The sequence below is a fragment of the Rickettsia argasii T170-B genome, assembly GCF_000965185.1.
Lineage (GTDB): Bacteria > Pseudomonadota > Alphaproteobacteria > Rickettsiales > Rickettsiaceae > Rickettsia > Rickettsia rickettsii.
The window spans coordinates 309,002-335,759 of sequence record NZ_LAOQ01000001.1 but is presented as its reverse complement, the minus strand read 5'-3'; the positions used below and the strand labels follow the sequence as shown (position 1 = coordinate 335,759).

Here is a 26,758-nt window from a genome sequence, read left to right as displayed (position 1 = left end):
ATCCTTTTTTTATAATTAAAAATAATATAGAGTGGAAATAAAAAAGGTATTGAATTATGGAATATGCATTATTAATTTTCAGTATTATAGCGATTTTAGTTATAATACAAATGGTTAAAGTTGTACCGCAACAACAAGCATGGGTAGTAGAAAAACTTGGAAAATTCGATAAGGTACTGCAACCTGGCTTAAATTTACTCATCCCTGTTATTCAGAGAGTAGCATACAAACATACTTTAAAAGAAGAAGCAATAGACGTTACCGCTCAAACAGCTATTTCAAACGATAACGTAACATTATCTATAGACGGTGTTTTATATGTTAAGATCATTGATCCAATGGCAGCATCTTATGGTGTTAATAATCCTTACTATGCCATAACACAGCTTGCTCAAACTACTATGCGTTCGGAAATCGGTAAACTCCCTTTAGATAGAACTTTTGAAGAGCGCGAAACTTTAAACGTAGCAATTGTAGCAGCTATTAATCAGGCTGCTATAAATTGGGGCATACAATGTATGCGTTATGAAATTAAAGATATTCAACCTCCGCAAACTATACTAAAAGCTATGGAATTGCAGGTAGCAGCAGAGCGTCAAAAAAGAGCTCAAATTCTAGAGTCGGAAGGTAATAGACAAGCAAAAATTAACCATGCAGAAGGTGAAAAAGCACAAATCGTACTGAATTCAGAAGCTTCTTATACAGATCAAGTTAACAGGGCAAAAGGTGAAGCTGAAGCAATAGGCTTAGTCGCTACCGCTACGGCCAATAGTATTGAGATTGTCGCAACTGCCGTACAAAAAACGGGAGGAAGTGATGCAGTAGCTCTTAAAATAGCCGAGCAATATATTAGTGCGTTCGGTAATTTGGCTAAAGATACCAACACCGTAATTTTACCCACAAATCTTTCAGAACCGAGTAGTTTTATAACCGGAGCATTAACTATATTTAACCAATTAAAAGCTTCTTCGGGAACGAAAATAGATAAGTAGCAATTTATAACGATTTATTATTGTAATAATAATTAGTTTTATATATCATATCAGATTATTAATTAATAAAAGGTTATGAATATGGTTATGAATATGTCAGTATTTGTCGGCAAAACTGCTCCGGATTTTACAGCTCAAGCTATTATGCCTAATAATAATATAGACGATAAGTTTAAACTTAGCGATTATGCTGCAGGGGATAATATAGTGTTATTTTTTTATCCCCTAGATTTTACTTTTGTTTGTCCATCGGAAATTATAGCATTTCACAATAAGCTTGGTGAATTTACCGAAAGACGTACTAAAGTAGTAGCTGTGAGCGTTGATTCTCATTTTAGCCATTTAGCTTGGAAAAATACTCCGCATAATAAAGGCGGGCTTGGACAAGTACAATTCCCAATGGTTTCCGATATAAAAAAGGATATTTCTTCAAAATATAATGTACTTAATGAAGACGGTGTTGCTTTGCGTGGAACTTTTTTAATCGATAAGAATTTCATAGTACGTCACATGCTAGTTAACGACTTACCTATCGGTCGTGATGTTAATTATACATTAAAAGTAATCGATGCTTTAACTCATCATCAAAAGCACGGCGAAGTTTGTCCTGCCGGCTGGCATAAAGGTGAGGAAGCAATTACCCCATCACATGAAGGTATAGCACATTATTTAAGCTCACATGCAGAGAAGCTGTAATATATTACTACTGTGTTATTAAAGTGGAAAACTGTCCTACCGTGGCTTGTCTAGTGTTGTTGCATGGTGCGATGTCATTCCCGCGAAAGCGGGAATCCAGCAAAAAATAACCTTAACATTGATAAACAATTACATATTTAACAAAATAAACATATAAAAACACAAATTTTTATATGCTTGACTGGATTCCCGACTAGGCAGGAATGACATACAGCACTAACGCAATATCAAATAACCCTAAATAATGTTGAAAGAATTATTTTCTGCTCCTAAAATATCTTATAATATTGAAACAATTAATATTTTACGTCTTATTAGGAGTGAAATATCGGTCCTAAAACTTTCTTTAGTTTAATTAAATTATTTGGTGATGTAGCAACTGCCATAGATAACGTTCCGGATTTTTCATTGCGAGGCGGAAAGTCAAAACCAATTAAAATTTTCAGTAAAAGCGATGCTGAAAAAGAGTTATAGCTTCTCGAAAAAGACAATGCTAAGATCATCACATATAAATCTCTGGAATATCAAAATTATTACTTGAAATTTATGATCCACTGCCAATATTAAGCTATAAAGGTAATATAGAGTTATTAAATCATAATAAATGCGTTGCAATAGTAGGCACAAAAACACTGCTGCAAACGGAAGAAGCTTTGCGCATAAAATTGCAAATGATTTAGTAAAAGAAGGTTATATAACCGTTTCAGGGTTAGCACTAGGAATAGATAGCAGCGTACATCAAGCTGCAATTTCTCAAACTATCGAAGTTATTGTAGGCGGGGTATTGATCATATATATCCACCGGAAAATAAAAAACTATTTGAAAATTTAGCAGAAGAAGGTTTAATATTAGCTGAGTTACCTATCGGCTTTACCCCGCTTGGAAAATATTTCCCACAGCGTAACAGGATAATATCGGGACTAGCCTTAGGAGTAGTGGTAGTAGAAGCAAGCTTAAAATCCGATTCATTAATAACTGCAAAATTTGCACTTGAACAAAATAGGGAAATATTTGCCGTTCCTGGCTTTCCTTTAGATCCAAGATGTTAAGGTACAAATAAATTGATTAGAGATGGAGCATATTTAGTGGAATCAGTAGACTATATTTTAGCTAATTTACCACAATATGAAGAATTTATGAAAAAAGATGATGGATTATTTAAGGATTTTGTTGAGCTAGGAACAGTAAGTAAATACAAGATATGTTAAAGAACCGTCACAAAAGGAGCGTACTGCTTGCTATATTGGAATTATTATCGGCAGTACCCATAAGACTTGGAATATTTACCAAAAGAAATAGAATTACCGCTTCCTATCATATATACGGTAATATTAGAATTAGAACTCGCCGGGACAGTAACGCGTCACGCCGGTAATAAAATATCATTAGTTTATAATAAGTAGATGAAATTAGTAATAGTAGAATCGCCGGCAAAGGCAAAAACGATAAATAAATATTTAGGTGATGAGTTTAAGGTCATTGCATCATTCGGTCATATTAGAGATTTACCTTCTAAAAAAGGCTCGGTGTTACCTGATGAAAATTTTGCAATGAAATATGATATTTCCGATACAGCCGGTAAATATGTAGATGCCATAGTGAAAGATGCTAAAAAAGCTGATGCAGTATATCTTGCAACCGATCCTGATCGTGAGGGTGAATCTATCTCATGGCATGTTGCAGAGGTAATAAAAGAAAAGAATCAAGTTAAATCCGATGATTTTTTCAAAAGGATAGCATTTAACGAAATCACTAAAAAAGCAATTATTCATGCCGTTGAAAACCCTAGGAAACTTGACAATAACTTAGTAAATGCCCAACAAGCAAGAAGAGCTTTAGACTATTTAGTCGGCTTTACCCTTTCACCTCTTTTATGGCGTAAGTTACCGGGATGTAAATCGGCAGGACGTGTGCAGTCTGTGGCTCTGCGATTAATATGTGAGCGAGAAGATGAAATAGAGCGTTTTAAGTCAGAAGAATATTGGGATATTAGCCTTAAAATGCAAAATAGTAATAACGAACTATTTACTGCTAAATTGACTCACGTAAACGATCAGAAGTTAGAAAAATTCTCAATTATTAACGAAAAAAACGCCAAAGATTTAACCGAAAAATTAAAATCTCAAAAATTTCATGTTGATAAGATAGAAAAAAAACAACAAAAACGTCAACCACAACCTCCTTTTATTACTGCATCACTACAACAAGAAGCAGCAAGAAAATTAGGTTTTAGTGCTAAAAAGACTATGCAAATAGCACAAAAACTTTATGAGGGTGTTGATATAGGTAAGGAAACTATAGGGCTTATTACTTATATGAGAACCGACGGCGTTACATTATCAAATGATGCAATAGCAGATATACGTAAGTTAATCGATAAAAGTTACGGCGATAAATATTTACCGACTAGCCCTAGAATTTATAAATCCAAAGTAAAAAATGCTCAAGAAGCTCATGAAGCAATAAGACCAACAAATATTACTTATACTCCTGATAGCTTAAAAGAAAAGCTAGAAAAGGATTATTATAAGCTTTATGAGTTGATTTGGAAAAGAACTATAGCCTGCCAAATGGAAAATGTTATAATGGATTTGGTAGTTGCAAATTTAGCTTCGGAAAATAAAGAATATTTGGCAAAAGCAAACGGATCGACTATAGCCTTTGACGGATTTTATAAGGTTTATCGTGAAAGTATGGACGATAAAGCTGAAGAAGCAAATACAATGCTGCCGCCTTTAAAAGAACAAGAGCCGCTTAAAACTAAAAAAGTTATTCCAAATCAACATTTTACTGAACCGCCTCCAAGATATTCAGAAGCAAGTTTAGTGAAAAAACTTGAAGAGCTTGGAATCGGTCGTCCTTCGACCTATGCTAGTATTTTATCGGTTTTACAAGATCGAAAATATGTTGCTCTTGAGAAAAAACGATTTATACCTGAAGAGCTTGGACGTTTGGTAACGGTATTTTTAGTCGGTTTCTTCAAAAAATACGTTGAATATGATTTTACTGCAGGACTTGAAAACGAATTAGACGCAATAGCAGCCGGCAAACTTGAATGGAAAGCTGCTTTAAATAATTTTTGGAGCGGTTTTAACCATAATATTGAATCAGTAAACGAGCAGAAAATAACCGAGATTATTAGCTATGTACAAAAAGCCCTTGATTATCACCTGTTCGGTGAGAATAAAGAATCTAAAGTTTGTCCTTCATGTAACACGGGCGAACTTAGCTTAAAGCTTGGTAAGTTCGGAGCGTTTTTAGCATGTAGTAATTACCCTGAATGTACTTTTAGAAAATCTATTGTTAGCGGTAACGATAACAACGAGAATGAAGGCGAGCCTGCCGCTATGCCTAATGAGAATAAAGTTTTAGGTACGGATAAAGACGGAGTAGAAATATATCTGAAAAAAGGACCTTACGGACCTTATATTCAACTTGGCGAACAAGAAGGCAAAGTAAAGCCAAAGCGTAGCCCCGTGCCTGCTAGCTTGAACCAAAATGATATTACACTTGATATAGCATTAAAGCTTCTAAGCTTACCGCTAAAAATAGGTATTCATAAAGATAGCGACGAGGACATTATGATAGGATACGGTAAATTCGGTCCTTACATAAAATATATGGGTAAATTTATTTCAGTGCAAAAAAAATATGATTTTCTAAATTTAAGCTTAGATGATGCGATGAAGCTAATTGAAGAGAATAAAGCGAAATTAGAGAAGAAACCGGCGTAAATGGTTTAGTGTCATCCCGTGACTTGATCACGGGGTCTCAGGACACAGGCTGTGATACAAGATCCCGTGGTCAAGCCACGGGATGACACTTAATAAAATTACTTATTTATGACAAAAGTTATAACACGATTTGCTCCGTCACCGACCGGTATGTTACATGTCGGGAATATCAGGGCAGCATTGCTTAACTGGCTATACGCAAAGAAGCATAACGGACAGTTTATTTTAAGATTTGACGATACGGATTTAGAGCGTAGTAAACAGGAATATAAAGACGCTATCGAGGAAGATCTAAAATTTTTAAATATTAATTGGGATCAGACATTTAATCAATTAAGTCGTTTAAGTAGATATGATGCAATCAAAAATCTATTACTAGACAAAAAAAGATTATATGCCTGCTATGAGACTCCTGAAGAGCTAGAATTAAAGCGTAAATTTCAATTATCTAAAGGTTTACCACCGATTTATGATCGAGCTAACTTAAATCTAACTGAAGAGCAAGCAAAGAAATATATAGAACAAGGAAGAAAACCGCATTATAGATTTTTGGTAAATCATGAACCGATTAGCTGGCATGATATGATCAAAGGCGAAGTTAAATATGACGGCAAGGCTTTAAGCGACCCAATAGTGATAAGAGCAGACGGTAGTATGACCTATATGTTATGCTCAGTTATTGACGATATTGATTATGATATTACTCATATTATTAGGGGTGAAGATCACGTTAGCAATACCGCCATTCAAATGCAAATGTTTGAGGCTTTAAATACTACTCCTCCGACTTTTGGGCATTTAAGTTTAATAATCAATAAAGATGAGAAAATTTCTAAAAGAGTTGGAGGGTTTGAGATCGCAACTCTTAGAAAAGAAGTTGGAATCGAAGCTATGGCAATCGCTAGCTTTTTTAGTTTACTTGGTTCATCAGCACAAATCTTGCCTTATAAATCAATGGAGAAGCTAGCAAATCAATTTGAGATAAGTAGTTTCTCTAAAAGTCCAACTATCTACCAGCCGGAAGATTTAGAAAGATTAAATCATAAATTACTTATAAGTTTAGATTTTGATACAGTAAAAGAACGCCTGAAAGAAATAGATGCCGAGTATATTGATGAAAATTTTTGGTTATCGGTAAGCCCTAACTTGCAAAAATTACGTGATGTAAAAGATTGGTGGAAAATTTGCCATCAAACTCCGAATGTAGAAAATCTAAATTTAGATAAGGAATATTTAAAGCAAGCAGCAGAATTATTACCGAAAGGTGAAATCACTAAAGATAGCTGGAGCATTTGGACTAAAGAAATAACAAATATAACAGGCAGGAAAGGTAAGGAGTTATTTTTACCTCTTCGCCTTGCTTTAACCGCCAGAGAATCAGGACCGGAAATCGCAGGCGTTTTACCTTTGATTGATAGAGAAGAGATAATAAAGCGTTTAACTAGTGCGTGACTCTCTATGTCATTCCCGCGAAAACGGGGATCCAGTAAAAATAATCTTATCGGTACAAAAATTGTATATTTGGTAAAATAAACATATAAAAACAAGTTTTTATATGTTTTACTAGATTCACGCTTTCGCGGGAATGACATAGAAGCCATGCAACTCCTCGCAATGACGATTGAGTATGACAATGTTTTAACTATAATACTCTATCATGTTAGTATTAATAGCACCGGCAAGCTCTGCGGTATCACCGTAAATATTATCGGCAATAAGAAAAACTATACCTGCTGTTCCTGCTACTAAACCTTCCCACAGTTTCATAAGCTACATATCCTGCAGTTAGTCCTGCTTTTACTGTATTTTTTAATCGGACGGCGAAATTAAAATTGCCCCTAAGGTAAAAGCACCGATAAGAACCGGAGGATTGTAATAAGCCAAAGTTGCAAGGCCTGCTACGGTTGCTTAAGCAAATGTAGATACAACAGAATAATTAGAGTTGTTCACATCAGAAACAAAACCCTGAACGGAACATACAGTTTTTGCACCGTTTTCTATCACATTAATAGCATGTTCCGTTGCTAAGGTAGCACATACATTGTGAAATCTGTCGCAGCTTTGGTAGCATTTTGAAAATGAATTGTAGCACTATCAAAGTAACTAGATGTTTTTTCTTGAAGTTTGTGGCCCTGTATAGTTTTTTGTCATGATTTTTCCCCTTAAAATTAAATCGTGACGCAATTATAACTTAAATGTTGGGTTGTGTCAATGGATATTATTAATAAATAATTAAAAAATTGATAATACATTAAGATAAAAAGAAGGTTTAGCTGTTAAAAAACTTTTTGATTTTTAGCTTATCTTCTTTAGACAAAGTAGGCTTGAACCTTTATATATCTTTTTTATTAGTACTTTCAGGTCTAAATTGAAACTCGCCTTTAATTGTGTTGATTGTAACTATCTGATCAGAAGAACCCCATTTAGGAAAATTATATTTTATAACTATGTCCCTGTTTCTAAGTCCAGATTTATAAGCGTTACTATTTTCATCAATATCTTTTATTGTATAATTATTTATGAAAGCATCTCTATCAAAACCACGATCATATGCCCATATTATTATTGTCTCGATCGGCAGCACTTTAGCAACATTAGCTAAATCTATAGTTTTACCTTGTTCTATATATTCGTTTATCTCTTTATCTATGCCCTTTGGAAGATAATTTTTAACTATTGTTTTAAAATAATCGCTTGAAAATTCTTGTTCTTTTGAGGTTTTAAATAAATCAAGCATAACATTATCCAGCGATTTACTCTTATTATTCTCTTTAATGAAATTGTCCAAATAAAGTGCCAAAACAAATCCATGATAATATGGCAATCTTTGTACTGCATAATCTTGCCAATAATCTGTTTCGATTAAATTATTAGGTTCATTTATAACAGGTGATAAATAATAATTCTCAAAGAATTTATTAAATTCTTCTACAAATTCCTCAAGCGTTATAACACTAGAACGTAAGGCTAAAACCCTGCTATAATAATCGGTAAATCCCTCACTCCACCAATAATTTAATCGTTCTAAGTTATTACGTATTTTCTTCCCTGTCCAATTATATAGATGTTCATGAGCAAGTAACGTTATATAATCCTATTTGTCCAAACCTTGAGGAATAAATGCAGCAAAACTATGAGTTAAGCCCGTTCTGCCCATATGTCTAGGTTGATTCCCCTCGATTAAGCTTATTAGATAATAAGGAAAATCATTATCATGGAAAAATGTTCTTTGTCCCTTGATAATTTTATTTATATAAGAAGCTATTTCTTCATCTTTAAGATCAAATTGACCATGTAACGCAAGATATACAGGATTTTTTTGATCGACAATTTTGTAAACACGTAAATCACCCGCTGCATAAACTGCACTATATAATTCAATCGGCATAGCTTTAAATTTCACGCTTTTACCAAGACCATAATCTGATATTGTGTCCCAGCTATCAGGAATATTATTCCATTCAATGTTAAACGCTACTATATCATTTCCATTTAGATCACCGGGAGTAGCAAAAAGCCCATAACCCGGTGAATGAATTAAATTTCGTCTAATTATTGCTTCGTGGATATCACAAGGATTACCGGTTTTTTGATATATTTCGTAGCTTAAACGAATAATATTGATTTTTCCCGTATTTAAAATAGCTTTATTCGAGTCTTGATTTCTAAACTGTAATTTTCCAATAGGATATTCTAGCTTAACATTTTTGATTTGCTTGTAATATGTAGGCATTTGCCCATGCATAGGGTAAATCTAAAACAACCTCACCACTCATATTGCCGATTATTTCTGTCTCAACTTTGATAGCTGAAACAGACGTATTAGACTACGAATATTATCAAAAAATTTTTTAGAAAGTACATGTTTAAAACTCATGGATTTTAGGGATTATTTAGAGTGTTGTGCGACTCTCGATACCATTCCTGCGTGGCATTGTTGCGTGGATACTGAGTCACCATTGCAAGGAAATTATAAAATAATTGACGAAGCAATCTAGTTAAAAATTCTGATTTACAGAATTTTTATTATTTTTTATGGATTGCCACACCGCCTATATGGCTGCTCGCAATGATGATATCTATGTAGGCATGTATTCTATTTAATTATTACTTCCTGACCATTAGCCCATAAGCTTCTATGTCTTCAAGCCATTTAGCGTTTTCTATTAAATATGATTCTTAAAATTCGGCAAGTGTAGGATCAGGTTCGCCTGTTAAATTTTTAAGCCCGTCAAATAAAATGTCTAAAAAACCTATTTTATTCTTTTTACAATAATCTCCTACATCTTCAATATGCTTCGCACAATCATCAACAAATACAATAAAACTAGCATTTAGCTCTTCAGAAAATTTTGATAAAGTACCACTGTTTGAGTGATTACCAGTTATAAATATACCTTTATAAAAAATAGCATCATCCTTTTGTCCTGAATTATAAATTGCTAATTTTTCATTATCTGAAAATTTGAGACCCAGCTCTTTTAGTTCTTTATATAGCCAATCTTGCATAGAAGGAATATTGCCGAATGCTCCCGTATTCATTTGTGTAAGACCATAAACCGGAAACTTTTCCTTGAGCTTGTTTATAACTTCTACCCACTCTTCATCAATTAATATTACTTTTCGCTGCAAACGCCAATTACTGATAATTTCCTTATAATTGTCATAACTACTTTTATTTTCCTTAATTCTATCAATTATTTGATTATAAGGCGGCTGCTTAAAAGTTTTTGATTTAGGAGTTATAAGCGTATCGTCAACATCAATGAATATAGATGCACTAGTAGGAACATTTTTTATTATTAAATCATAAACTTTTTCAGCACTATCGGCAGTTTCAAAATCTTTCATATATACTCCGAAGTAAAATGAAGAGTAGTGATACGAAGTTTAACTTGGAAAAGAGTAATAGGTCTGTCAGCCGAGGAGTGGAGCGTATATTAAACGTTCAGCATCCGAGGTCTTACAAAGACATTGTGGCTAATTTTTCAAGTGGGGCAAGTATCAAAATTTAATATTAAGTTCTTCAGTTAAAATAGCCATTAATTCAAGCCCTGCTCTATTTGTCCATGCGCCTTGTTCATACAAAAAATGATAAGGACCGCTAACCGGCGACGACAACCAAATTTCTTTGGCGGCACTTTGTTTATTTATTACATATACCCCTTTATCAGTATCAAGGTTTAATATATCGCCTTGTAAATCTACATCTATACTTGCTTCTTTATCCTGCTCTTCTATCTTTTCTGCTATATATGCAATTGTTGTCTCAGCTATTTTACTAAATTCACTATTATTCATGATAACATCCCTTAAGTAGATAAAAATATACGCAAATCAATTTCAAAAAGAGCAAGGAGTCTATAAGGCAAGGAGCGGAGCGTATACTTAATACATGAGCACCACAGCTCTTATAAGACGACGTAGCCAATTTTTGAAGTTCATCGAGTAGATGGTTTTTCAGGATCAATTGCCGGCTCAGGTACTTTAATCAAACTTTTTCGATAAGTTTCAACAAATCTATTATGATCATTAAGATTGTTAGAAAAATTATGCCCGCCTTTACCATCAACTACAAAAAATAATGCATCCGTTTTAGCAGATTTTACCACTGCTTCTAAAGATTTTAACGACGGACAAGAAATCGGACCGGGTGGTAAACCTTTTATATAATAAGTATTATAGGGTAGTTCTTGCAATAAATCTTTTTTTGTTAAAGCTCTTGCTAATTTAAATTTTCCTTCAGTCAAAGCATATATAGTAGTCGAATCGGCTTGTAGCTTCATATTTTTCTTTAAACGATTAATGAATACTGCTGCTATAATAGGTTTTTCTGCATTTGAGCCGGCTTCTTTTTCAATTATTGAAGCTAGCGTTAATACCTCAAGTCTAGTTTTTAATGGAGAATCCGGTGCAAGATTTTGCATTACTTTATCTAAATTAGCAGACATTAAATTTCTCATGTGATCAATTATCTGCTCTTTTTGATCACCGTAAGAAAAAAAATACGTGGAAGGCATTAAAAAACCTTCAGGTATTATCCCTTTTATTTCTCCAAGTAATCGACTTTCTTCATTAATTTTCTTTATAACCTCACTAACTACCGTACCTTCCGGGACAATTATCTTGTGTATTATAGATTTACCGCTTGCTAATATTCTTAAAGTTTGCAGAGGTGATATATTACGAGTAAACACATATTCACCACTTTTAAGGGGTCTTTTTATAGAATAAATTTTAGCAATTACCTTAAAAATTCTTGGATATTTGATTACTTCATTAGAATAAAGTTTTGTAACTATTTGATTTACGGATAATTTAGGTTCAATAATTATCGTTTTATTTTGAGTAAGATCACCCGGCACAAAAATATAAAATATACTAAAATTTAGCAAAGTAATAAATATAGTTAGAGATACTATAACTAAAAAAAGTTTAGTTTTTAATAGGTTGTTTAACATAATAACTATTATTTTTATAAGGCTTAGAAATATTGATAAAAAAAATACCACGAAATATGGTTTTTTCTTGACATTTGAAATAACATATAGTAAAACTAATTTTTTGCTAAATTTAAATTATATAGTTTGTACTAAATCAATCAATAGTTTTAATATTTGGTAATTAAAATTAGATGACTAATGAGCAACAAATTAATAACGCAAACCAATTTACTATAATAATAGTATACTCCTGTAAAATGAAAAAGTTAGAATTTTTGTTACAAACAAGAAATATAAATCTTTATTCATAGTACATATTACTATACCGGCGTTAATACTGATCTTATAATGGGCATTATATATTATGATACAAGATCACAATACAGATCTAAAACACGAAGAACATACTGAAAGGTTAAAAGCTTTACAAAATAAGTTAGGAAACTTATCCGGTTTCTTGACAACAATGCGTTCTGATAACAATGAGGAATACAAAAAAATTTCCAATGATTTAAAAATTTTAATGAAACAAATTAATACTATAAGAAAAAACATGGAAATATATTTTGTTATTATATTAATATTAATGTTTATTATAATTCAGAAAATGTTGTGGACCACCGGTTTCAAGTACTAATCTTTCTCTTTTAACAACTTTATTTTAGGTTCTAAGAACTCCTGTTTAATAATTTCTGCAGCTATATAAGAAGGTACAGCGTCATCTCGATCACTTGATACAAGCGAATTTTCCAAGCTAAGCCTGTGTTCAAATACTTTTGTACACCTAGCTAGCTTACCTTTAAATTCATCGTGTCTAAAACTTTCTGAATTTAGCTGTGATCGGTTTAATTTAAATCCTAATTGCTGCAAAATTTTTTGGCTTTCTATTACCTGCTCATAAGCTTTCTTAGAATTAAATAATAACTCTTGAAGCTTATTACTAATAAGATTAGCTAGGCAATTAAATTGGATAAATTCCGGAATTATTTCTTTATCGGCTATAATATTTATCAACGTAACATATTTTATTTTTATCAATAGCCTGATAATAAAAAAGCTTATAAGATTAACTTTATAAGCCACAATCATAGGAGTACCGGAAGCTGCTATCTCTAAAGTATTAGTACCGGATTTTGCTAAAGCTACATCCGCAACAGCATAAGTTTTAAGTCTCTCACTTGAAAATAAATAATTAAACTTAACATCTTCTAGAAACGGTTTTATTATTGCCTCATGAGCAGGATTTGCAAGAGTAAATATAACTTTAAGATTATTACAACTCTTGAATACTTCTTCAATAGAAGAAACAAAAACCGATAAATGCCTTAGAATCTCATCCTTTCTACTACCAAGAGTAACACACAAAACTCTCTCATTCTCATCTATTTTAAACTCTTCACGTAAAGCTATTTTATCACTATAAAACTCTTGCTCCATAATCGGATGACCTATATATCTACAATCAAGACCGACTTTAATAAAATATGGAGGTTCAAACGGTAGTAAAGCAAATAAACAATCATAAATTTTAGCGTATTTTACTGCTCTACCCTCTTTATATGCCCAAACTGACGGTGCAACGATATGAATCATTTTCAGCTTTGGTAAAAGTTTCCTTACTCGCTTTGCCACACGATAAGTAAACCCTGGTGAATCTATGGTAATTAATAAATCAGCTTTACTATTTATTATATCCTCCACAGTTTTATCAATTAATTTTTTAAGCTTAAAAATATGAGGCAAAATTTCTACAAAACCCATTAAATTTATGGAAGTAATAGGAAATAAGCTTTTAAAGCTACCGGCTTCCTCCATATATTTGCCGCCAACACCAACAAACTGTACAGCGTCATTCACAAAGCTTGATACAGGTGAATTGAGTTGTACTCCTGTATTGTTTTTTAAATGCTGCATTATACGACCACCTAAAAAGTCCCCCGACACCTCACCAGCTATAAAGTAAATTTTTGTCATTAAAGATAGTTATTTTTTAAGGTTCTCAATTTCTGTTTGTAATCGCTCTATTTCTTTTATAGATACTTCGGTAATCTCATGTATTTTTTCTATCGAGTTTTTTTGCATTAACATCTTTTTTGCTAGTTTTATACTTTTTGTCACTTCGCCTTCTTGTATACCTTCTTGTTTACCTTTTTTCCTTCCCTACTCTATTCCTTTTGCCATACCTTGTTCTCTAACTTTTTCTTCAGCAGAAACTATATAATCACACTCTTTATAGCGTTTATTCATATAGGCACGATAAATTATTTGCTCTTTAGGAGTCATCTTAAGTATATCAAGACGTTTTGCTACTTTCTTCATATATGGTGATTTAAAATCTTTCTTAACTTCAGAATGTTTTACTACATATAGCTATCCAATTCATCTCTTATAACATCATTAAATAATGGTACTGATATTACAATATATTCTGGAAATACATTATATAAATCAAATATTTTACCTCTCATATCTCCCAAAGAAAATTTCATAGGGTGTTTTTTATCAACTTCTCTAAAAATAGTCTTACCGTGATATAAAGGTGCTTTCATATTATCAAAAGGAAAATACAATAAATTAATATGAAATATTTTTTTATAGTAGAATAATCCTCGCTCTTAGAAATACTATCAACTATTAATCTACTAGAATTAAAACAAGCTTTATGCATTAAAAAGATTTGTATAGGATTTATCTATTTCTACTATATATTTATGCCCTTCTTCATCTTCCACAATGACATCTGCTACGCTAGATTTTAAGCTATCATTTTCTTTATTACTGCCATTTTCTAGTAGGGCTTTTATTTTAACAGAACTATAACCAGCATCTTTAAGAATAGCCGAAATAAATCCCGCGACTATTTCATAATCCCCTTTATCTTTTAATAAATATTTTATAGAGTAATCAAAACTTATTATAGTACTCATATCTTTTATCCTTAAATCATCTTAAATATATTGCAAAAAATGAAGACAGTATACGAAGATCAACTTCAAAAAGAGCAAGGAGTCCACAAGGCGAGGAACGCAGCGTATACTTAATACGTGAGTACCGAAGCTCTTGTAGGACGACGTAGCATTTTTGAAGTTGATCTTCGTATACATATTATTAAATTCCATTTTACGGTAACTCAAAGCTTCCGCAATATGCACTTTCAAGACCTTATCAACATTCTCAAGATCAGCAATCGTGCGTGCTACTCTAAGTATTCGGTTATAAACACGCATTGATAAACAAAATTTATTTGCCACTTCATTCAGTAAATCTTTACCTTCATCCGCAGGCATAGCATAATCTATTAACAACTGCCCATCTAATCTGTTATTTGTTTTAATATTATAGCCCTCATATCTCTTTTCTTGAATTAAACGTACTTTCTCGACTCTTGCAGCTATATATTCAGATTCTTCCTCAGACAATCAAATCATAATTATAAACATTAATACTAGATACTTCTATATACAAATCAAATCTATCCATAATAGGTCCCGATACTTTCATTTGATAGTCGCTAGCACATTTTGGAGCTTTCATACATTCCTTATAAGAATCGCCTCAATAACCGCATTTACAAGGATTCATAGCTGCTATTAACTGGAAATTTGCCGGATATTTTATATGAGCATTTGATCGTGAGATTAGTATTTCACCATTTTCAATAGGCTGTCTTCATGCATCAATAACATGCTGTGGAAATTCAGGTAGTTCATCTAAAAATAATACTCCGTTATGAGCTAGCGTAATTTCCCCAGGCTTTACTTTTTTTCCGACACCGCCACCGACCATGGCGGCCAGTGAGCATGAATAATGTGGAGTTCTGCACGGCCTTGCTTTGGTAAGTTTACCGTCTAAAAATTTTCCTGCAATACTTGTAATCGTACTACATTCTAAAATTTCTTTTGTAGACATTTTAGGTAGTATACTGGGAAGACAGGCAGCAAGTCTTGATTTACCGGTTCCGGGAGAACCGAACATTAAAAATTAAAAGGTTATGCCACCTGATGCTGCAATTTCTAAAGCTTGTTTAGCAATTGTTTGACCTTTTATATCTTTAAAATCGGGATAATTTATCGGCTCATCTTGTAGCTTAGCTTCCGGAGGAGTTAAAACTTGTGAACCTTTAAAATGATTTACTAGTTCAATTAAATTACCTGCAACAAGTATATTATCATTACCCGACCAAGCAACTTCTGAGCTGTTTTTACTTGAACAAATAAGACCTTTACCTCTAACAGAAGCCCCAATCGCTGCAGGTAAAGCTCCACTTACCAGTAAGCTTGAACCGTCTAATGATAGCTCTCCTATTATCAAATATTCCGCAATTTCAAGTTCAGATAAAATATTCATTGCGGTAAGTATCGCACAAGCAATAGCAAGATCGAAGTGGCTTCCTTCTTTTACTAAATCTGCCAGAGCTAAATTTATTAAAATCTTTTTAGTAGATAGTGCAAGCCCTATAGAAGATAACACTGCTTTAACACGTTAGACTTGCTATATGCCTTATCATGAAATTTTTCTTAAAATGCTATTTTGCTAGGTTGTAGATGTTATTGCATGGATACTACTAAATCGTTATTGCGAGCAGACATAGGCTGCGTGGCAATCTCATGAAATAATAACAAACTCCTGAGATTGCTTCGTCAATTACTGACGTAATTTCCTCGTAATGATGAAAAATAACAATCTTATCTTAACCATTAATTGGAAAAACATACTATAGAACAAACTTAGCTAAGTCAAGATTAGTTATTATTTTTGATAATTGATTTTCTACGAATTTATCATCGATAGTTATTTTTTTGCCTTTCATTTCGCTAGCTTCAAAGCTTATATCCTCAAGCAAATTCTCAAGTATAGTATGCAGCCTTCTAGCCCCTATATCTTCGACTTCTAAATTAACGGTGATCGCATAATCCGCTATCTTCTCAATAGCAGAAGCAGCAAATTCAAGATGTACGTCTTCAGTACCTATTAACGCCGAATATTGTTTTATTAAACTAGTTTCAGGCTCAAGCAATATTTTAATCATATCATCTTTGGTAAGCGAATTTAATTCTACTCTAATCGGTAACCTTCCTTGTAACTCCGGTAATAAATCAGAAGGTTTAGCAATATGGAAAGCACCGGAAGCAATAAATAATATATGATCGGTTTTAACCGGTCCATATTTAGTATTAACCGTCGTGCCCTCTATCAAAGGTAGCAAATCTCTTTGCACTCCCTCTCTACTTATTTCAGCATTTTTTGCTCCAGAACTACCAGTTGAAGCTATTTTATCAATTTCGTCAATAAAAACTATACCGTCATTTTCAGCTAAATTTATAGCTTGCTGAATAATTTTTTCTTGGTCTATTAATTTTTCTGATTCTTCAGGTATAAGAATAGCCATAGCATCTTTAACTAGCATTTTTTTTGTTTTAGTCTTACTGCTGCCAAGGGCTCGTCCAATCATATCGCCAAGATTAAGAACGCCCATAGATGCTCCCGGCATACCCGGTATTTCAAAACTTCCACCGCCAACAGGTGTAGTATCAGCTACGCTAATTTCAATTTCCGTATCATCAAGTTCGCCGTTTAAAATTTTTTCTTTGAACTTTTCTCTAGTCTCACTACTAGAAGTTTTACCTACTAAACTATCTAATATTCTCTCGATCGCTTTTTCACGGGCATGAAGATCTACTTTCGTTTTTGCTAAAGTTTTTTCAGTATTAACGGCTATTTCGACTAAATCACGAATTATTGATTCTACATCACGCCCTACATATCCGACTTCGGTAAATTTAGTTGCTTCAATTTTATAGAAAGGAGAATTAGTCAGCTTTGCAAGGCGTCTTGCTATTTCCGTTTTCCCGACACCGGTTGAACCAATCATTAAAATATTTTTCGGTACTATTTCATTACGTAAATTACCTTCTACTCTTTTACGACGACAACGATTTCTAAGTGCAATAGCAACGGCTTTTTTGGCCTTTTCTTGACCTACGATAAATCTATTAAGTTCATTCACTATTTGAGAAGGGGTAAGCCCCATAGGGTCTTTTTTATAAGTAGTTTTAGTAGCTTTCATACAACTTTTTCCATTATAATATTATGATTAGAAAATACACACAAATCTGCAGCTATATTCATAGATTTTAAAGCAATTTCTTCAGCAGTTAAATTATTCTCATAAGACATTAGAGCGCGAGCGGCAGATAGCGCAAATAAACCGCCTGAACCTATTGCTGCCACATTATTTTCAGGCTCTACGACATCACCGTTACCGGTTAAAATTAATATATGACTACGATCAGCAACAATCATCATTGCTTCCAAACGTCTCAAATATTTATCGCTACGCCAATCTTTTGCAAGCTCAACTGCACTTCTAAGTAAATTATACTTATGTTGCTCTATCTTTACTGCAAGTTTTTCAAATAACGCAAGACCGTCAGCCGTAGAACCCGCAAAACCGGCAATAATTTTATTATTTGCTATAGTCCGAAGTTTTCGTGCTGTAGATTTTAGTACGGTATTACCATGCGAGACTTGTCCATCTGCTGCTATAATTATTTCTTCGTTCTTTTTTAAACAAAGTATTGTTGTACCATGTAAGGCTAAATTATCTGACATAATATAAAATTTATTGATATTAAGTTGTTAATTAAGTACTATTAGAATTACTGTTAAGTAGACGAAGTTTAATTTGGAAAAGAGCAAGGAGTCTGTAAGCCGAGGAGCGGAGCGTATATTAATACATGAGCATCCGAGGACTTACCAAAACGACGTAGCCAATTTTCCAAATTAAACGAGTATACTTGACTAATCCAATTTAATTAATTATTGTCCCTTGAATTTTCAAGGCTTAAACTTAAATAATGAATATATACGCAATATACATTAACTCCACACAAAAAAATAATAATTTTATTGTTATTGCAGAAGGCTTTTCATGGATAGCGGCTCTTTTAAGTATATTTTGGGCATTATACCATAAAATGTGGTTAATTGTTGCTATTGCCGTAATAGCGAATATAATCGTTACAGCGATTAATATCGAAGAGTTAAAGTTTATATTTAAGATAGTCTTAATATTAGGCTTCGGCTTTTTTGCTTCAGATATTAGAGAAAATTATTTAAAAAGAAATAATTACCGACTAGAAGATATAATAATTGCCAACTCTCGAATTGAAGCTGAATTAAAATTTCTAAAACGTAGTATGCTTGCTTAACAGAAACGTGGTTTCATAAATATTAAATCGTCATTGCGAGCAGTCGTAGACTACACGGCAATCCAGAAAAAAATTAAAGAAATGCTAAAATTAGCATTTCTTACTGGATTGCTTCGTCAAAACTTACATTTTTTACTTGCAATGACAGAAAATCAAGCCATACAATAAAGCTTTTAACAGGAATAACATGATTTATAACAAAGAAAATGTTTTTGCAAAAATCATAGGTAAAAATCTTTCGGCAGAAATAATTTATGAAGACGAACAAATTTTAGCATTCAAAGATATAGCACCCGTAGCACCTGTACATATTATCGTTATACCTAAAAACGAATATATAGATTATGCCGATTTCATCTCTAAAGCTTCTATAGATGAAATAAAACATTTTTTTGCTAAACTTTCTGATATAGCAAATGAAGCGGGTTTAGATAAAGACGGTTATCGTTTAATAACTAATAAAGGCGAGAAATCAGGACAAACTATTTTTCATTTCCATTTCCATATTATCGGAGGTGAAAAACTCATCGGATTAATAAATAATGACTAAAAAATACAATATTGCAGTAATCGGAGCTACAGGAAATGTAGGGCGTGAAACTCTCAATATTCTAGCTGAGCGTAATTTCCCCATTAATAAAGTTTATGCTATAGCTTCAGATAACTCTCTAGGGCGGGAAGTAAGCTTTGGAGAAAAAATACTACAAATTAATAGTTTAAAAAGTTTACATTTTGACGATATCGATATTGCTTTTTTTTGTGCAGGTTCAGAAGTTTCAAAAGAATTTATACCAAAAGCTACTGCTAGTAATTGTGTAGTTATCGACAAATCCTCACTTTTTAGAGTTGATAATCAAGTGCCGTTAATTGTACCTGAGGTTAATTTATCAACACTTAAAAAGTTTAATACTAAAAATATCATAGCTAACCCTAACTGTATCGTCATTCCGCTTGCAGTAGCATTAAAACCGCTAGATAATGAAATAAAGATTAAAAGAGTAGTGATATCTACTTATCAATCAGTATCAGGAGCAGGTAAAGCAGGAATGGACGAACTCTACGACCAAACAAAATCTAAATATGTTTTTGGAGAGAATGATCCTAAGAAATTTCCAAAACAGATTGCATTTAATCTTTTTCCTCATATAGGTGATTTAAATAAAGATGGCTATACAAGTGAAGAAGCAAAAATTGCTTCTGAACTAAACAAAATTATAGGTAATCACTTTAAAGCTAGCGTTACTTCTGTTAGAGTACCAGTATTTATCGGTCATTCTATATCGGTTAACATAGAATTTAACGACAAAATTGATGCCAAAGAAGTCGAAGAAATATTACAAGATGCCGATGGAATTGTTACAATTTCTAATAATAATTACCTTGCGTATATCTCACCCGTTGAAGTGGTAGGCGAAGATGCCGTATATGTCTCCCGAATTAGAAATGACGTAAGTAGAGATAATACGATAAATCTATGGATCACATGTGATAACTTACGTAAAGGAGCAGCTTTAAACAGTATTCAAATTGCTGAAGAATTAATTAATAATTATTTATAATATAACTAATATGGATAATAAAAATAATAATCTAAATAACAAAAACCCGCTAGTAATAGCATTAGGCGAATGTAGAACAACTTTTTGGATAGTCTTTTGGTTTGCTTTTGTAATCAACTTACTAATGTTAATTACTCCTCTTTACTCACTACAAGTTCTTGATAGAGTCCTTGGAAGCGGTAATCTACAAACATTATTATTTTTATCAATAATAATCGCATATATTTATTTTGTTTACGGATTATTACAAATTGCTCGTTCTTTTACACTTATAAAGGTAGGAGAATGGCTTGATAGAACAGTAGCTCCCGTAATTTTTGCTTCTTCAATTTCTGCAGCTGCAACACGAGCAAATATGGGTTCTAGCCAATTATTACGTGATTTTCAAGCCGTCAAAACATTCCTAACAAGTACCGGAATTAATACTTTATTCGATGCCCCTTGGAGCCTTATCTATATTGTGGTTATTTTTTCAATTCATCCATATATCGGTCTTATTACCGTTTTTGGTGCAATTATAATAGTTTCAACCGCTTTCTTTAACGCTGCAGCTACTAATAAAACACTCGGTGAAGCTACCGAATTTTCGATAAAAGGTATGACACAAGCCGATATTGCAAACAGAAATGCAGAAGCAATTGAAGCAATGGGAATGATGAAGAATGTTACAAAAAATTGGCATAAATTTAACATATTAGCACTTGATAAGCAATCGGTTGCTAGCTATCGTAATGGTGTTATTTCTAACTTTTCAAGGTTTATCCGTAATATAATGCAAATGGCTGTTACCGGAGTCGGTGCTTACATTGTTGTCAAATCTCACAGTGCAGATATGACTCCCGGTAATATGATTATGAGTTCTATCATAGTCGGTAGAGCTCTTGCTCCTTTCGATAATGCTATTGATTTATGGAAAAGTATGAGCGGTGCTATTAAATCATACAAAAACATTAATAATTTATTTAACACTTATTCTTCTAGAGACGAAACGATGCCAATTCCGAACGTTGATGGTCATCTTACTGTTGAAAATATTTATTATGCTCACCCTATACCAAAATATTTACCGCAACCTCCCGTACCGAAATATATCTTAAAAGGCGTTAGTTTTGCAGTACAACCGGGCGAAGTTTTAGCAATTATCGGTCCTTCGGCTACAGGAAAATCAACTTTAGCTAAAATCATAGTCGGGGTATGGAAAGAATCATCAGGTTCCGTACGTTTAGATAGTGCTGAAATTTATCGTTGGAATAGAGAAGATTTCGGTAGACATGTCGGCTATCTTCCTCAAGGAATAGAACTTTTTAGCGGTAGTATTAAACAAAATATAGCTAGAATGGAAGAAGATGCCGATCCGCAAAAAGTTATTGAAGCAGCTAAAATAGCCGGAGCTCATGAAATGATATTAAGATTCCCTAACGGTTATGATTCTGATATTGGTCCTGCAGGCTCGAATCTATCAGGTGGTCAAAGACAGCGTATCGGGCTTGCTAGAGCTTTTTACGGTAATCCAAAACTCATCATTTTAGATGAGCCTAATGCTAATTTAGATGAGGCAGGTGAAGTGGCCCTTGCAAGTGCCTTAAAACAAGCAAAACTTAAAGGAATAGCAGTTCTTGTAATTTCACATAGACCATCAGTATTATCCGTTGTTGATAAAATTCTAATATTACAGGATGGAGCCGTTGCAGTTTATGGAACGGAAGAAGAGATTCAAAAACACTTTAAAACTTTAAAAAGCGGTACAATTCATATTAAATCGTGACTTGATTGGCATTGTTTCATGGCTTCCAAATCATCATTGTGAGCGAACGTTAGTAAGCGTGGCAAGCTCATGAATTCTATCAAGATTGCTTCGTCAATTACTACGTCATATCCTCGCAATGACGCAAAATACAAACAATGCTGACTAAATATAATAATGATTAAATATTATGCAGGACTTAAAACACAATAAACCTCAAATTACTCCGGAACAATTAAAACAATTATTGTCCTTAAGAGAAGATGCGTTAAACCTTAAAGGTCAAAGTTCTAAACGTAAAGCTTTAATAAATACTGCATTAAAGAAAACCTCTCATACTATAGAATTCTTATTAGTAAAACTTGATAGGTTTGTTAATTTTATTACCAAGAAAACCGATAAAGATCGTAATAACGTAGCCCAAGCTGCAAGGTCACCTATACTTTTTGGTATTTATGTTATTATCTTTTTAGTATTAATGGGCGGATTATGGTCGGCTCTTGCTCCGCTTGATAGTGGTGCTGTAGCTGTCGGTATCGTAATGCCAAGCACAAATAAAAAAACGATTCAACATCATGAAGGCGGAATAATCAATGCTATTTATGTAAAGCAAGGTGATAAAGTCAAAGAAGGCGATAAATTAATAGAGCTTGAAGAAACTAGAATAAAAAGCGAACATGAAAATATTCTTGGTCAGTACCGTAATTTTTTAGCAACTGAAAATCGTTTAATTGCCGAACGTGATCATTTAGAACAAATCGCATTCTCTGATTTTCTAATGCAGGATATCAATTTACCAGAAGTAGCTAAAATAATTCATACGCAGGAAAATTTATTTAGATCTAGAAAAGAAGTATATAACTCAGAGAAAGATGCATTACATCAAAATATTGCTCAACTTGAGAAAAAAATTGAAGGTTTAGAAGCAAAAAAAGTTGCCGCCTCCAAAACTGCTGAAGTTTATCAAGACCGTTTAAAAGCTTTAAGAACGTTAAAAGAAAAAGGCTTTGTACAAAAAGCAGCCTTATTAGACCAAGAGGCAAAAGTCGCCGCTTCAAAAAGCGATGTTGCAACAACTGAAGCCGAAATAGCAGGAATACGCCATGCTATTACCGAAACTCAAATTAAAATTATAAATCAACAAAATAAATACACTGAACGGACTTTAACAGAGCTTCGTGAAGCTCAAGTACAAACCGCATCTCTTAAAGAAAAATATAATGCCCTGACGGATTCGCTTAATCGTGTGATAATCAGATCACCTGTTGACGGTATAGTTAATAATTTAAAATATCATACAATAGGCGGTGTTATAAGTCACGGACAACCTATTATGGAAATTTCGCCAACTAATGACCCATTAATAATAGAAGCAAAGGTATCTCAAAAAAACATTGACTCAGTACATGAGGGATTAGTTGCAAAAATACGTTTCAGTGCGTTTAAATCAAGAACAACTCCAACATTTACCGGTAAAGTAGTAAGCATATCTCCCGATATCGTACAAGATGAAAGACAGCATCCAGGACAACAGCAAGATAATTATTATGTTGCAAGAGTTGAAATCGATATGGATGAATTTAACAAAGTTGCTAAAATTAAAAATCTTGAATTACACCCCGGTATGCAAGCTGAGGTACAAATTGTAACAGGTACTAGAACACTACTTAGATATTTACTTGATCCCGTTACTGATACTGCATTTAAAGCTTTCAGAGAAAAATAGATAATTTGAAAATTTTAAGTTAGATAACTTTACAGAACCTAAATATTTACAATATTTATTAAAAATTCTTAATCCTTTATTGACTTTGAATCAAAAGCAGTATAGCTTATTTTATAAGCTAATTAATATATAAAGGTTATGTTAGGCTACGAAAAAGAACAAAGAAGTTTAAATACAGAACAAAAACAAGCAGTCGGATTACTTTCTATAGGTACATTTCTAGAGTATTTTGACCTTATGCTTTATGTGCATATGGCGGTGCTTTTAAATAATTTATTTTTTCCGGAATATGATCCTTTCACTTTTTCGTTGCTTACTGCCTTTTCTTTCTGTTCTACCTATTTGCTAAGACCTATAGGAGCATTAATATTTGGGTATATAGGCGATCATTTTGGACGTAAGATTGTAGTTGTTTTAACTACCCTATTAATGGCTATTACTTGTGTGATTATAGGCAGCATGCCAACATATGCACAGATAGGTATAACAGCCTCTTGGGTTCTTACTATATGTCGTATAATTCAAGGTATGTCAGCAACTGCAGAAGCACGAGGTGCAGAGCTGTACTTAACCGAAAATTCATCTCCTCCTATACAATATCCATTAGTAACAATTATAACCGTATTTTCTGCCGTAGGCACTACGGTAGCACTAGGTATTGCATCAATTTTTACTAATCAAAATATTTATCACCATGAGTCAAGTTGGCGTATAGCCTTTTTCGTTGGTGCAACTATCGCTTTTGTAGGTACTATTGCAAGGACTAGTTTAAAAGAAGCAGATGCATTTTCAAATAAAAGAAACAAATTAAAACTAAGACTTCAAGAAAATAATATTATGCTTGAAGAAATTGACAAAGATATTCTAGATCAAAAAGTTCCAAACACCACCTCTATTTGGTATTTCTTTATCCAGTGTGCTAGACCACCGTGTTTTTATTTCGTATATATATATTGTGGTGATATATTAAAAAGAGAATGCGGATTTACTCCAAATCAAATTATAAATCAAAATTTTTGGGTATCTATAATAGATTTACTCGGTATTATCGGTCTTGCATTTATTAGCTATAAAATCCATCCTTTAAAAATCCTAAAGGTAAAATTATATCTATTTTTTACCTCTCTTATTTTTTTTCCTATAATGTTAAATTATAACCCTACTCCTTTATATATTTTTATTTTTCAATGTTTAGCTGCATTATTCGTATTTGATCACGTACCAGCAGCTCCTATATTTTATAAATATTTTCCGGTTTTTAAGAGATTTACATATACTAGTATGCTAAGTGCAATAGCAAAATTATTTACTTATATTATAACGTCATTTGGTTTAGTTTATATTACCAATTATCTAGGATATTGGGGATTATTTTTAATTTTCATTCCGGTAGGTATAACTTTTTTTATGGGAGTAACTTATTTTGAGACAATGGAAACGAATCGAAATTTATAATTTTATTAAAAGTAGAATTTATATTAAATTTTAAATTATTTTTATAACATTCAGCATATATAAGCTCTGAAACTGAAGGTATTTCAAGTATTTCACTTAACACTAAAAAGCTTTTTAATGTCTCTTTAATTATTTTATTAGCTTTTTCAGGCGATTTTGCTTCCAAAGTTTGTAAATTATGTATTCTATCAAAAAGTTTTATAAGAGCAGTATCGTATCTTTTTTGTTTAATTAATAAAATAAGACTTTTCTCGCTACTTATTTTGCCCCAAGGTTTAATTCTAGTTAGACCTGCTACATGCTTTGCTACTTCTTCATCAAAAAGATTGTTAATCATTTCTTCAGTAAGTTCAGTATCTTCAATAGTATCATGAAGTAATGCAGCTTGTAGCATTCTAAAAGTAAAGAGTTTAGGCACTTCTTTTACTACAAATTCCGCTACCATAATTGTTACTGCGATTGGATGAGAATAATAAGGGTCACCTGATTGACGCACTTGCTCACCATGATATTTACGAGCATAATAAATACCTTTTTGAACTTCTCTAATATCGATAGGTTGTTTTACTTGGGTATTTAAAAATAAAAGCCTTTCGATTAATTGATCTGAATATTTACAGCTTTCAAAATTTTTTTCCCAATATTCTATATCTTTCATAAAAGCGTCCCATTATATATATATTATTTTATTGGTTTTTTTTATGATTATCTTTTATATTTTCTTTTTAAAATCCAATTATTATTTATTAAAAATCTCTATATTTAATAAATTTTCCATTTTTAATGCTAAAAAATAACTATATATTAAAAATAGTTTTTTACAAAGGTTTATATGTCATCCTTAACTATCACCTACATTTTTCTCATTACAACAATATTTCTTTTTCGTCTGTATGGCTGAGGAAGTATTCTTTCGAGGGTTTTTACAAAGAACATTACAAAATCTTTTACCAAAACAGCAGATTTTAGCTGTTATTATAGCATCTTTAATATTTGGGATCACATATTTTCAAGGCAGACTAATATATATATAGCTTTAAGCACTATATGCGGTTTTTTCTATGGTTATGCATATTATAAAACAGACAAAATATTATGCTCTGTGATAGTTCATTTCGGTCTAAATTTATGCCATGTATTATTATTTACTTATCCTGCTCTTAAAAACTTTGTGAAATAAATGTAATTTTAATAGAC

30 protein-coding genes and 5 pseudogenes are annotated in these 26,758 nt (G+C 32.6%); 18 read left to right on the top strand and 17 right to left on the bottom strand.

Going from position 1 to position 26,758, the window contains the following annotated elements:
* Positions 1-56: 56 nt before the first annotated feature.
* The 9 genes from RAT170B_RS01795 (at position 57) to gltX (ending at position 6,875) form a co-directional block, all read left to right on the top strand.
* Positions 57-992: an SPFH domain-containing protein gene (locus tag RAT170B_RS01795; protein ID WP_045805443.1), complete on the top strand. Its 936-nt coding sequence runs from the start codon at positions 57-59 to the stop codon at positions 990-992.
* A gap of 93 nt (positions 993-1,085) precedes the next feature.
* On the top strand, positions 1,086-1,688 hold the full coding sequence (locus RAT170B_RS01790; RefSeq protein WP_045805521.1) for a peroxiredoxin: 603 nt from the start codon (positions 1,086-1,088) through the stop codon (positions 1,686-1,688).
* Positions 1,689-2,015: 327 nt separating this feature from the next.
* Positions 2,016-2,162: a hypothetical protein gene (locus RAT170B_RS12345; RefSeq protein ID WP_324602902.1), complete on the top strand. Its 147-nt coding sequence runs from the start codon at positions 2,016-2,018 to the stop codon at positions 2,160-2,162.
* A 130-nt stretch (positions 2,163-2,292) separates the two neighbouring features.
* The gene (locus RAT170B_RS10760; protein WP_082068622.1) at positions 2,293-2,520 is read left to right on the top strand and encodes a DNA-processing protein DprA; all 228 of its coding nucleotides are present in this window, start codon (positions 2,293-2,295) and stop codon (positions 2,518-2,520) included.
* A complete protein-coding gene (locus tag RAT170B_RS11100; RefSeq protein ID WP_315849883.1) occupies positions 2,472-2,738 on the top strand; it encodes a DNA-processing protein DprA in 267 nt (88 codons plus the stop codon). The genes RAT170B_RS10760 and RAT170B_RS11100 overlap by 49 nt, the downstream gene beginning before the upstream one ends.
* 36 nt (positions 2,739-2,774) lie before the next feature.
* Positions 2,775-2,897, top strand: coding sequence for a hypothetical protein (locus RAT170B_RS11095; RefSeq protein WP_261368631.1), 123 nt, complete (start codon positions 2,775-2,777; stop codon positions 2,895-2,897).
* Positions 2,898-2,963: 66 nt separating this feature from the next.
* Positions 2,964-3,092 (top strand): hypothetical protein, encoded by a 129-nt coding sequence (locus RAT170B_RS12340; protein WP_197535033.1) that lies wholly within the window; start codon positions 2,964-2,966, stop codon positions 3,090-3,092.
* Entirely contained in the window at positions 3,093-5,423 is a 2,331-nt protein-coding gene (gene topA / locus RAT170B_RS01775) for a type I DNA topoisomerase (protein ID WP_045805442.1), read from the top strand. It begins immediately after the preceding gene.
* Between the two features lie 108 nt (positions 5,424-5,531).
* Positions 5,532-6,875: a glutamate--tRNA ligase gene (gltX, locus tag RAT170B_RS01770; protein WP_045805441.1), complete on the top strand. Its 1,344-nt coding sequence runs from the start codon at positions 5,532-5,534 to the stop codon at positions 6,873-6,875.
* A gap of 186 nt (positions 6,876-7,061) precedes the next feature.
* Here gltX and RAT170B_RS11085 read toward each other — a convergent pair whose 3' ends face one another.
* From RAT170B_RS11085 to mltG, 8 genes and pseudogenes are all read right to left on the bottom strand, one after another.
* Positions 7,062-7,190: a hypothetical protein gene (locus RAT170B_RS11085; protein WP_261368630.1), complete on the bottom strand. Its 129-nt coding sequence runs from the start codon at positions 7,188-7,190 to the stop codon at positions 7,062-7,064.
* 42 nt (positions 7,191-7,232) lie between these two features.
* Positions 7,233-7,427, bottom strand: a pseudogene (locus RAT170B_RS12030) (hypothetical protein).
* 328 nt (positions 7,428-7,755) lie between these two features.
* Positions 7,756-8,247, bottom strand: coding sequence for a hypothetical protein (locus RAT170B_RS11080; protein ID WP_261368629.1), 492 nt, complete (start codon positions 8,245-8,247; stop codon positions 7,756-7,758).
* Between the two features lie 132 nt (positions 8,248-8,379).
* Positions 8,380-8,463: pseudogene (locus tag RAT170B_RS11075) on the bottom strand (hypothetical protein); the annotation flags it as partial.
* 54 nt (positions 8,464-8,517) lie between these two features.
* Positions 8,518-9,156 (bottom strand): hypothetical protein, encoded by a 639-nt coding sequence (locus RAT170B_RS01755; RefSeq protein WP_261368628.1) that lies wholly within the window; start codon positions 9,154-9,156, stop codon positions 8,518-8,520.
* A 446-nt stretch (positions 9,157-9,602) separates the two neighbouring features.
* The gene (locus RAT170B_RS01750; RefSeq protein ID WP_045805440.1) at positions 9,603-10,274 is read right to left on the bottom strand and encodes a DUF2608 domain-containing protein; all 672 of its coding nucleotides are present in this window, start codon (positions 10,272-10,274) and stop codon (positions 9,603-9,605) included.
* 153 nt (positions 10,275-10,427) lie between these two features.
* Positions 10,428-10,724 carry an iron donor protein CyaY gene (cyaY, locus tag RAT170B_RS01745; RefSeq protein WP_014014140.1) on the bottom strand — a complete coding sequence of 99 codons (297 nt, stop codon included), beginning with the start codon at positions 10,722-10,724 and terminating at the stop codon, positions 10,428-10,430.
* 140 nt (positions 10,725-10,864) lie between these two features.
* Complete coding sequence (gene mltG / locus RAT170B_RS01740) at positions 10,865-11,884, bottom strand: endolytic transglycosylase MltG (RefSeq protein WP_010977088.1); 1,020 nt, start codon at positions 11,882-11,884, stop codon at positions 10,865-10,867.
* A gap of 346 nt (positions 11,885-12,230) precedes the next feature.
* Between mltG and RAT170B_RS01735 the strand changes: the two genes are divergently transcribed.
* Positions 12,231-12,503, top strand: coding sequence for a hypothetical protein (locus RAT170B_RS01735; RefSeq protein WP_014014139.1), 273 nt, complete (start codon positions 12,231-12,233; stop codon positions 12,501-12,503).
* Here the strand turns inward: RAT170B_RS01735 and lpxB are convergent.
* From lpxB to hslV, 8 genes and pseudogenes are all read right to left on the bottom strand, one after another.
* The gene (gene lpxB, locus RAT170B_RS01730; RefSeq protein WP_045805439.1) at positions 12,500-13,840 is read right to left on the bottom strand and encodes a lipid-A-disaccharide synthase; all 1,341 of its coding nucleotides are present in this window, start codon (positions 13,838-13,840) and stop codon (positions 12,500-12,502) included. The genes RAT170B_RS01735 and lpxB overlap by 4 nt on opposite strands.
* 9 nt (positions 13,841-13,849) lie before the next feature.
* Positions 13,850-14,436, bottom strand: a pseudogene (locus tag RAT170B_RS12025) (hypothetical protein).
* A gap of 90 nt (positions 14,437-14,526) precedes the next feature.
* Complete coding sequence (locus tag RAT170B_RS01715; RefSeq protein ID WP_045805437.1) at positions 14,527-14,793, bottom strand: PD-(D/E)XK nuclease family transposase; 267 nt, start codon at positions 14,791-14,793, stop codon at positions 14,527-14,529.
* A gap of 21 nt (positions 14,794-14,814) precedes the next feature.
* On the bottom strand, positions 14,815-15,285 hold the full coding sequence (locus tag RAT170B_RS01710) for a YifB family Mg chelatase-like AAA ATPase (RefSeq protein WP_014014136.1): 471 nt from the start codon (positions 15,283-15,285) through the stop codon (positions 14,815-14,817).
* A pseudogene (locus RAT170B_RS11070) lies at positions 15,278-15,841 on the bottom strand (ATP-binding protein). The gene RAT170B_RS01710 and the pseudogene RAT170B_RS11070 overlap by 8 nt, the downstream one beginning before the upstream one ends.
* 6 nt (positions 15,842-15,847) lie before the next feature.
* Entirely contained in the window at positions 15,848-16,336 is a 489-nt protein-coding gene (locus RAT170B_RS01700; protein WP_045805435.1) for a magnesium chelatase domain-containing protein, read from the bottom strand.
* Between the two features lie 244 nt (positions 16,337-16,580).
* On the bottom strand, positions 16,581-17,933 hold the full coding sequence (hslU, locus tag RAT170B_RS01695; protein WP_014014135.1) for an ATP-dependent protease ATPase subunit HslU: 1,353 nt from the start codon (positions 17,931-17,933) through the stop codon (positions 16,581-16,583).
* Positions 17,930-18,478, bottom strand: a complete 549-nt coding sequence (hslV, locus tag RAT170B_RS01690) for an ATP-dependent protease subunit HslV (protein WP_014014134.1) — start codon at positions 18,476-18,478, stop codon at positions 17,930-17,932. Before hslV ends, hslU begins: the two co-directional genes overlap by 4 nt.
* A gap of 73 nt (positions 18,479-18,551) precedes the next feature.
* Between hslV and RAT170B_RS08175 the strand changes: the two genes are divergently transcribed.
* The 7 genes from RAT170B_RS08175 (at position 18,552) to RAT170B_RS01660 (ending at position 25,561) form a co-directional block, all read left to right on the top strand.
* Positions 18,552-18,653 carry a palindromic element RPE5 domain-containing protein gene (locus RAT170B_RS08175; RefSeq protein ID WP_014014133.1) on the top strand — a complete coding sequence of 34 codons (102 nt, stop codon included), beginning with the start codon at positions 18,552-18,554 and terminating at the stop codon, positions 18,651-18,653.
* Between the two features lie 70 nt (positions 18,654-18,723).
* Positions 18,724-19,077: a DUF2628 domain-containing protein gene (locus tag RAT170B_RS01685; RefSeq protein WP_045805434.1), complete on the top strand. Its 354-nt coding sequence runs from the start codon at positions 18,724-18,726 to the stop codon at positions 19,075-19,077.
* A 190-nt stretch (positions 19,078-19,267) separates the two neighbouring features.
* Positions 19,268-19,627 carry an HIT domain-containing protein gene (locus RAT170B_RS01680; RefSeq protein ID WP_041404383.1) on the top strand — a complete coding sequence of 120 codons (360 nt, stop codon included), beginning with the start codon at positions 19,268-19,270 and terminating at the stop codon, positions 19,625-19,627.
* A complete protein-coding gene (asd, locus tag RAT170B_RS01675; protein WP_014014131.1) occupies positions 19,620-20,636 on the top strand; it encodes an aspartate-semialdehyde dehydrogenase in 1,017 nt (338 codons plus the stop codon). The genes RAT170B_RS01680 and asd overlap by 8 nt, the downstream gene beginning before the upstream one ends.
* A 10-nt stretch (positions 20,637-20,646) precedes the next feature.
* Positions 20,647-22,401, top strand: a complete 1,755-nt coding sequence (locus tag RAT170B_RS01670) for a type I secretion system permease/ATPase (protein ID WP_045805433.1) — start codon at positions 20,647-20,649, stop codon at positions 22,399-22,401.
* A 169-nt stretch (positions 22,402-22,570) separates the two neighbouring features.
* Positions 22,571-24,106 carry an HlyD family type I secretion periplasmic adaptor subunit gene (locus RAT170B_RS01665; RefSeq protein WP_014014129.1) on the top strand — a complete coding sequence of 512 codons (1,536 nt, stop codon included), beginning with the start codon at positions 22,571-22,573 and terminating at the stop codon, positions 24,104-24,106.
* A 138-nt stretch (positions 24,107-24,244) separates the two neighbouring features.
* A complete protein-coding gene (locus tag RAT170B_RS01660; RefSeq protein ID WP_045805432.1) occupies positions 24,245-25,561 on the top strand; it encodes an MFS transporter in 1,317 nt (438 codons plus the stop codon).
* Here the strand turns inward: RAT170B_RS01660 and RAT170B_RS01655 are convergent.
* The gene (locus RAT170B_RS01655) at positions 25,512-26,219 is read right to left on the bottom strand and encodes an HD domain-containing protein (protein ID WP_045805431.1); all 708 of its coding nucleotides are present in this window, start codon (positions 26,217-26,219) and stop codon (positions 25,512-25,514) included. The two genes, RAT170B_RS01660 and RAT170B_RS01655, sit on opposite strands and share 50 nt — an antisense overlap.
* Before the next feature lie 235 nt (positions 26,220-26,454).
* On the opposite strand from RAT170B_RS01655, the pseudogene RAT170B_RS12020 reads away from it, so the two are divergent.
* A pseudogene (locus tag RAT170B_RS12020) lies at positions 26,455-26,741 on the top strand (CPBP family intramembrane glutamic endopeptidase).
* The last annotated feature ends 17 nt before the right edge of the window (positions 26,742-26,758 follow it).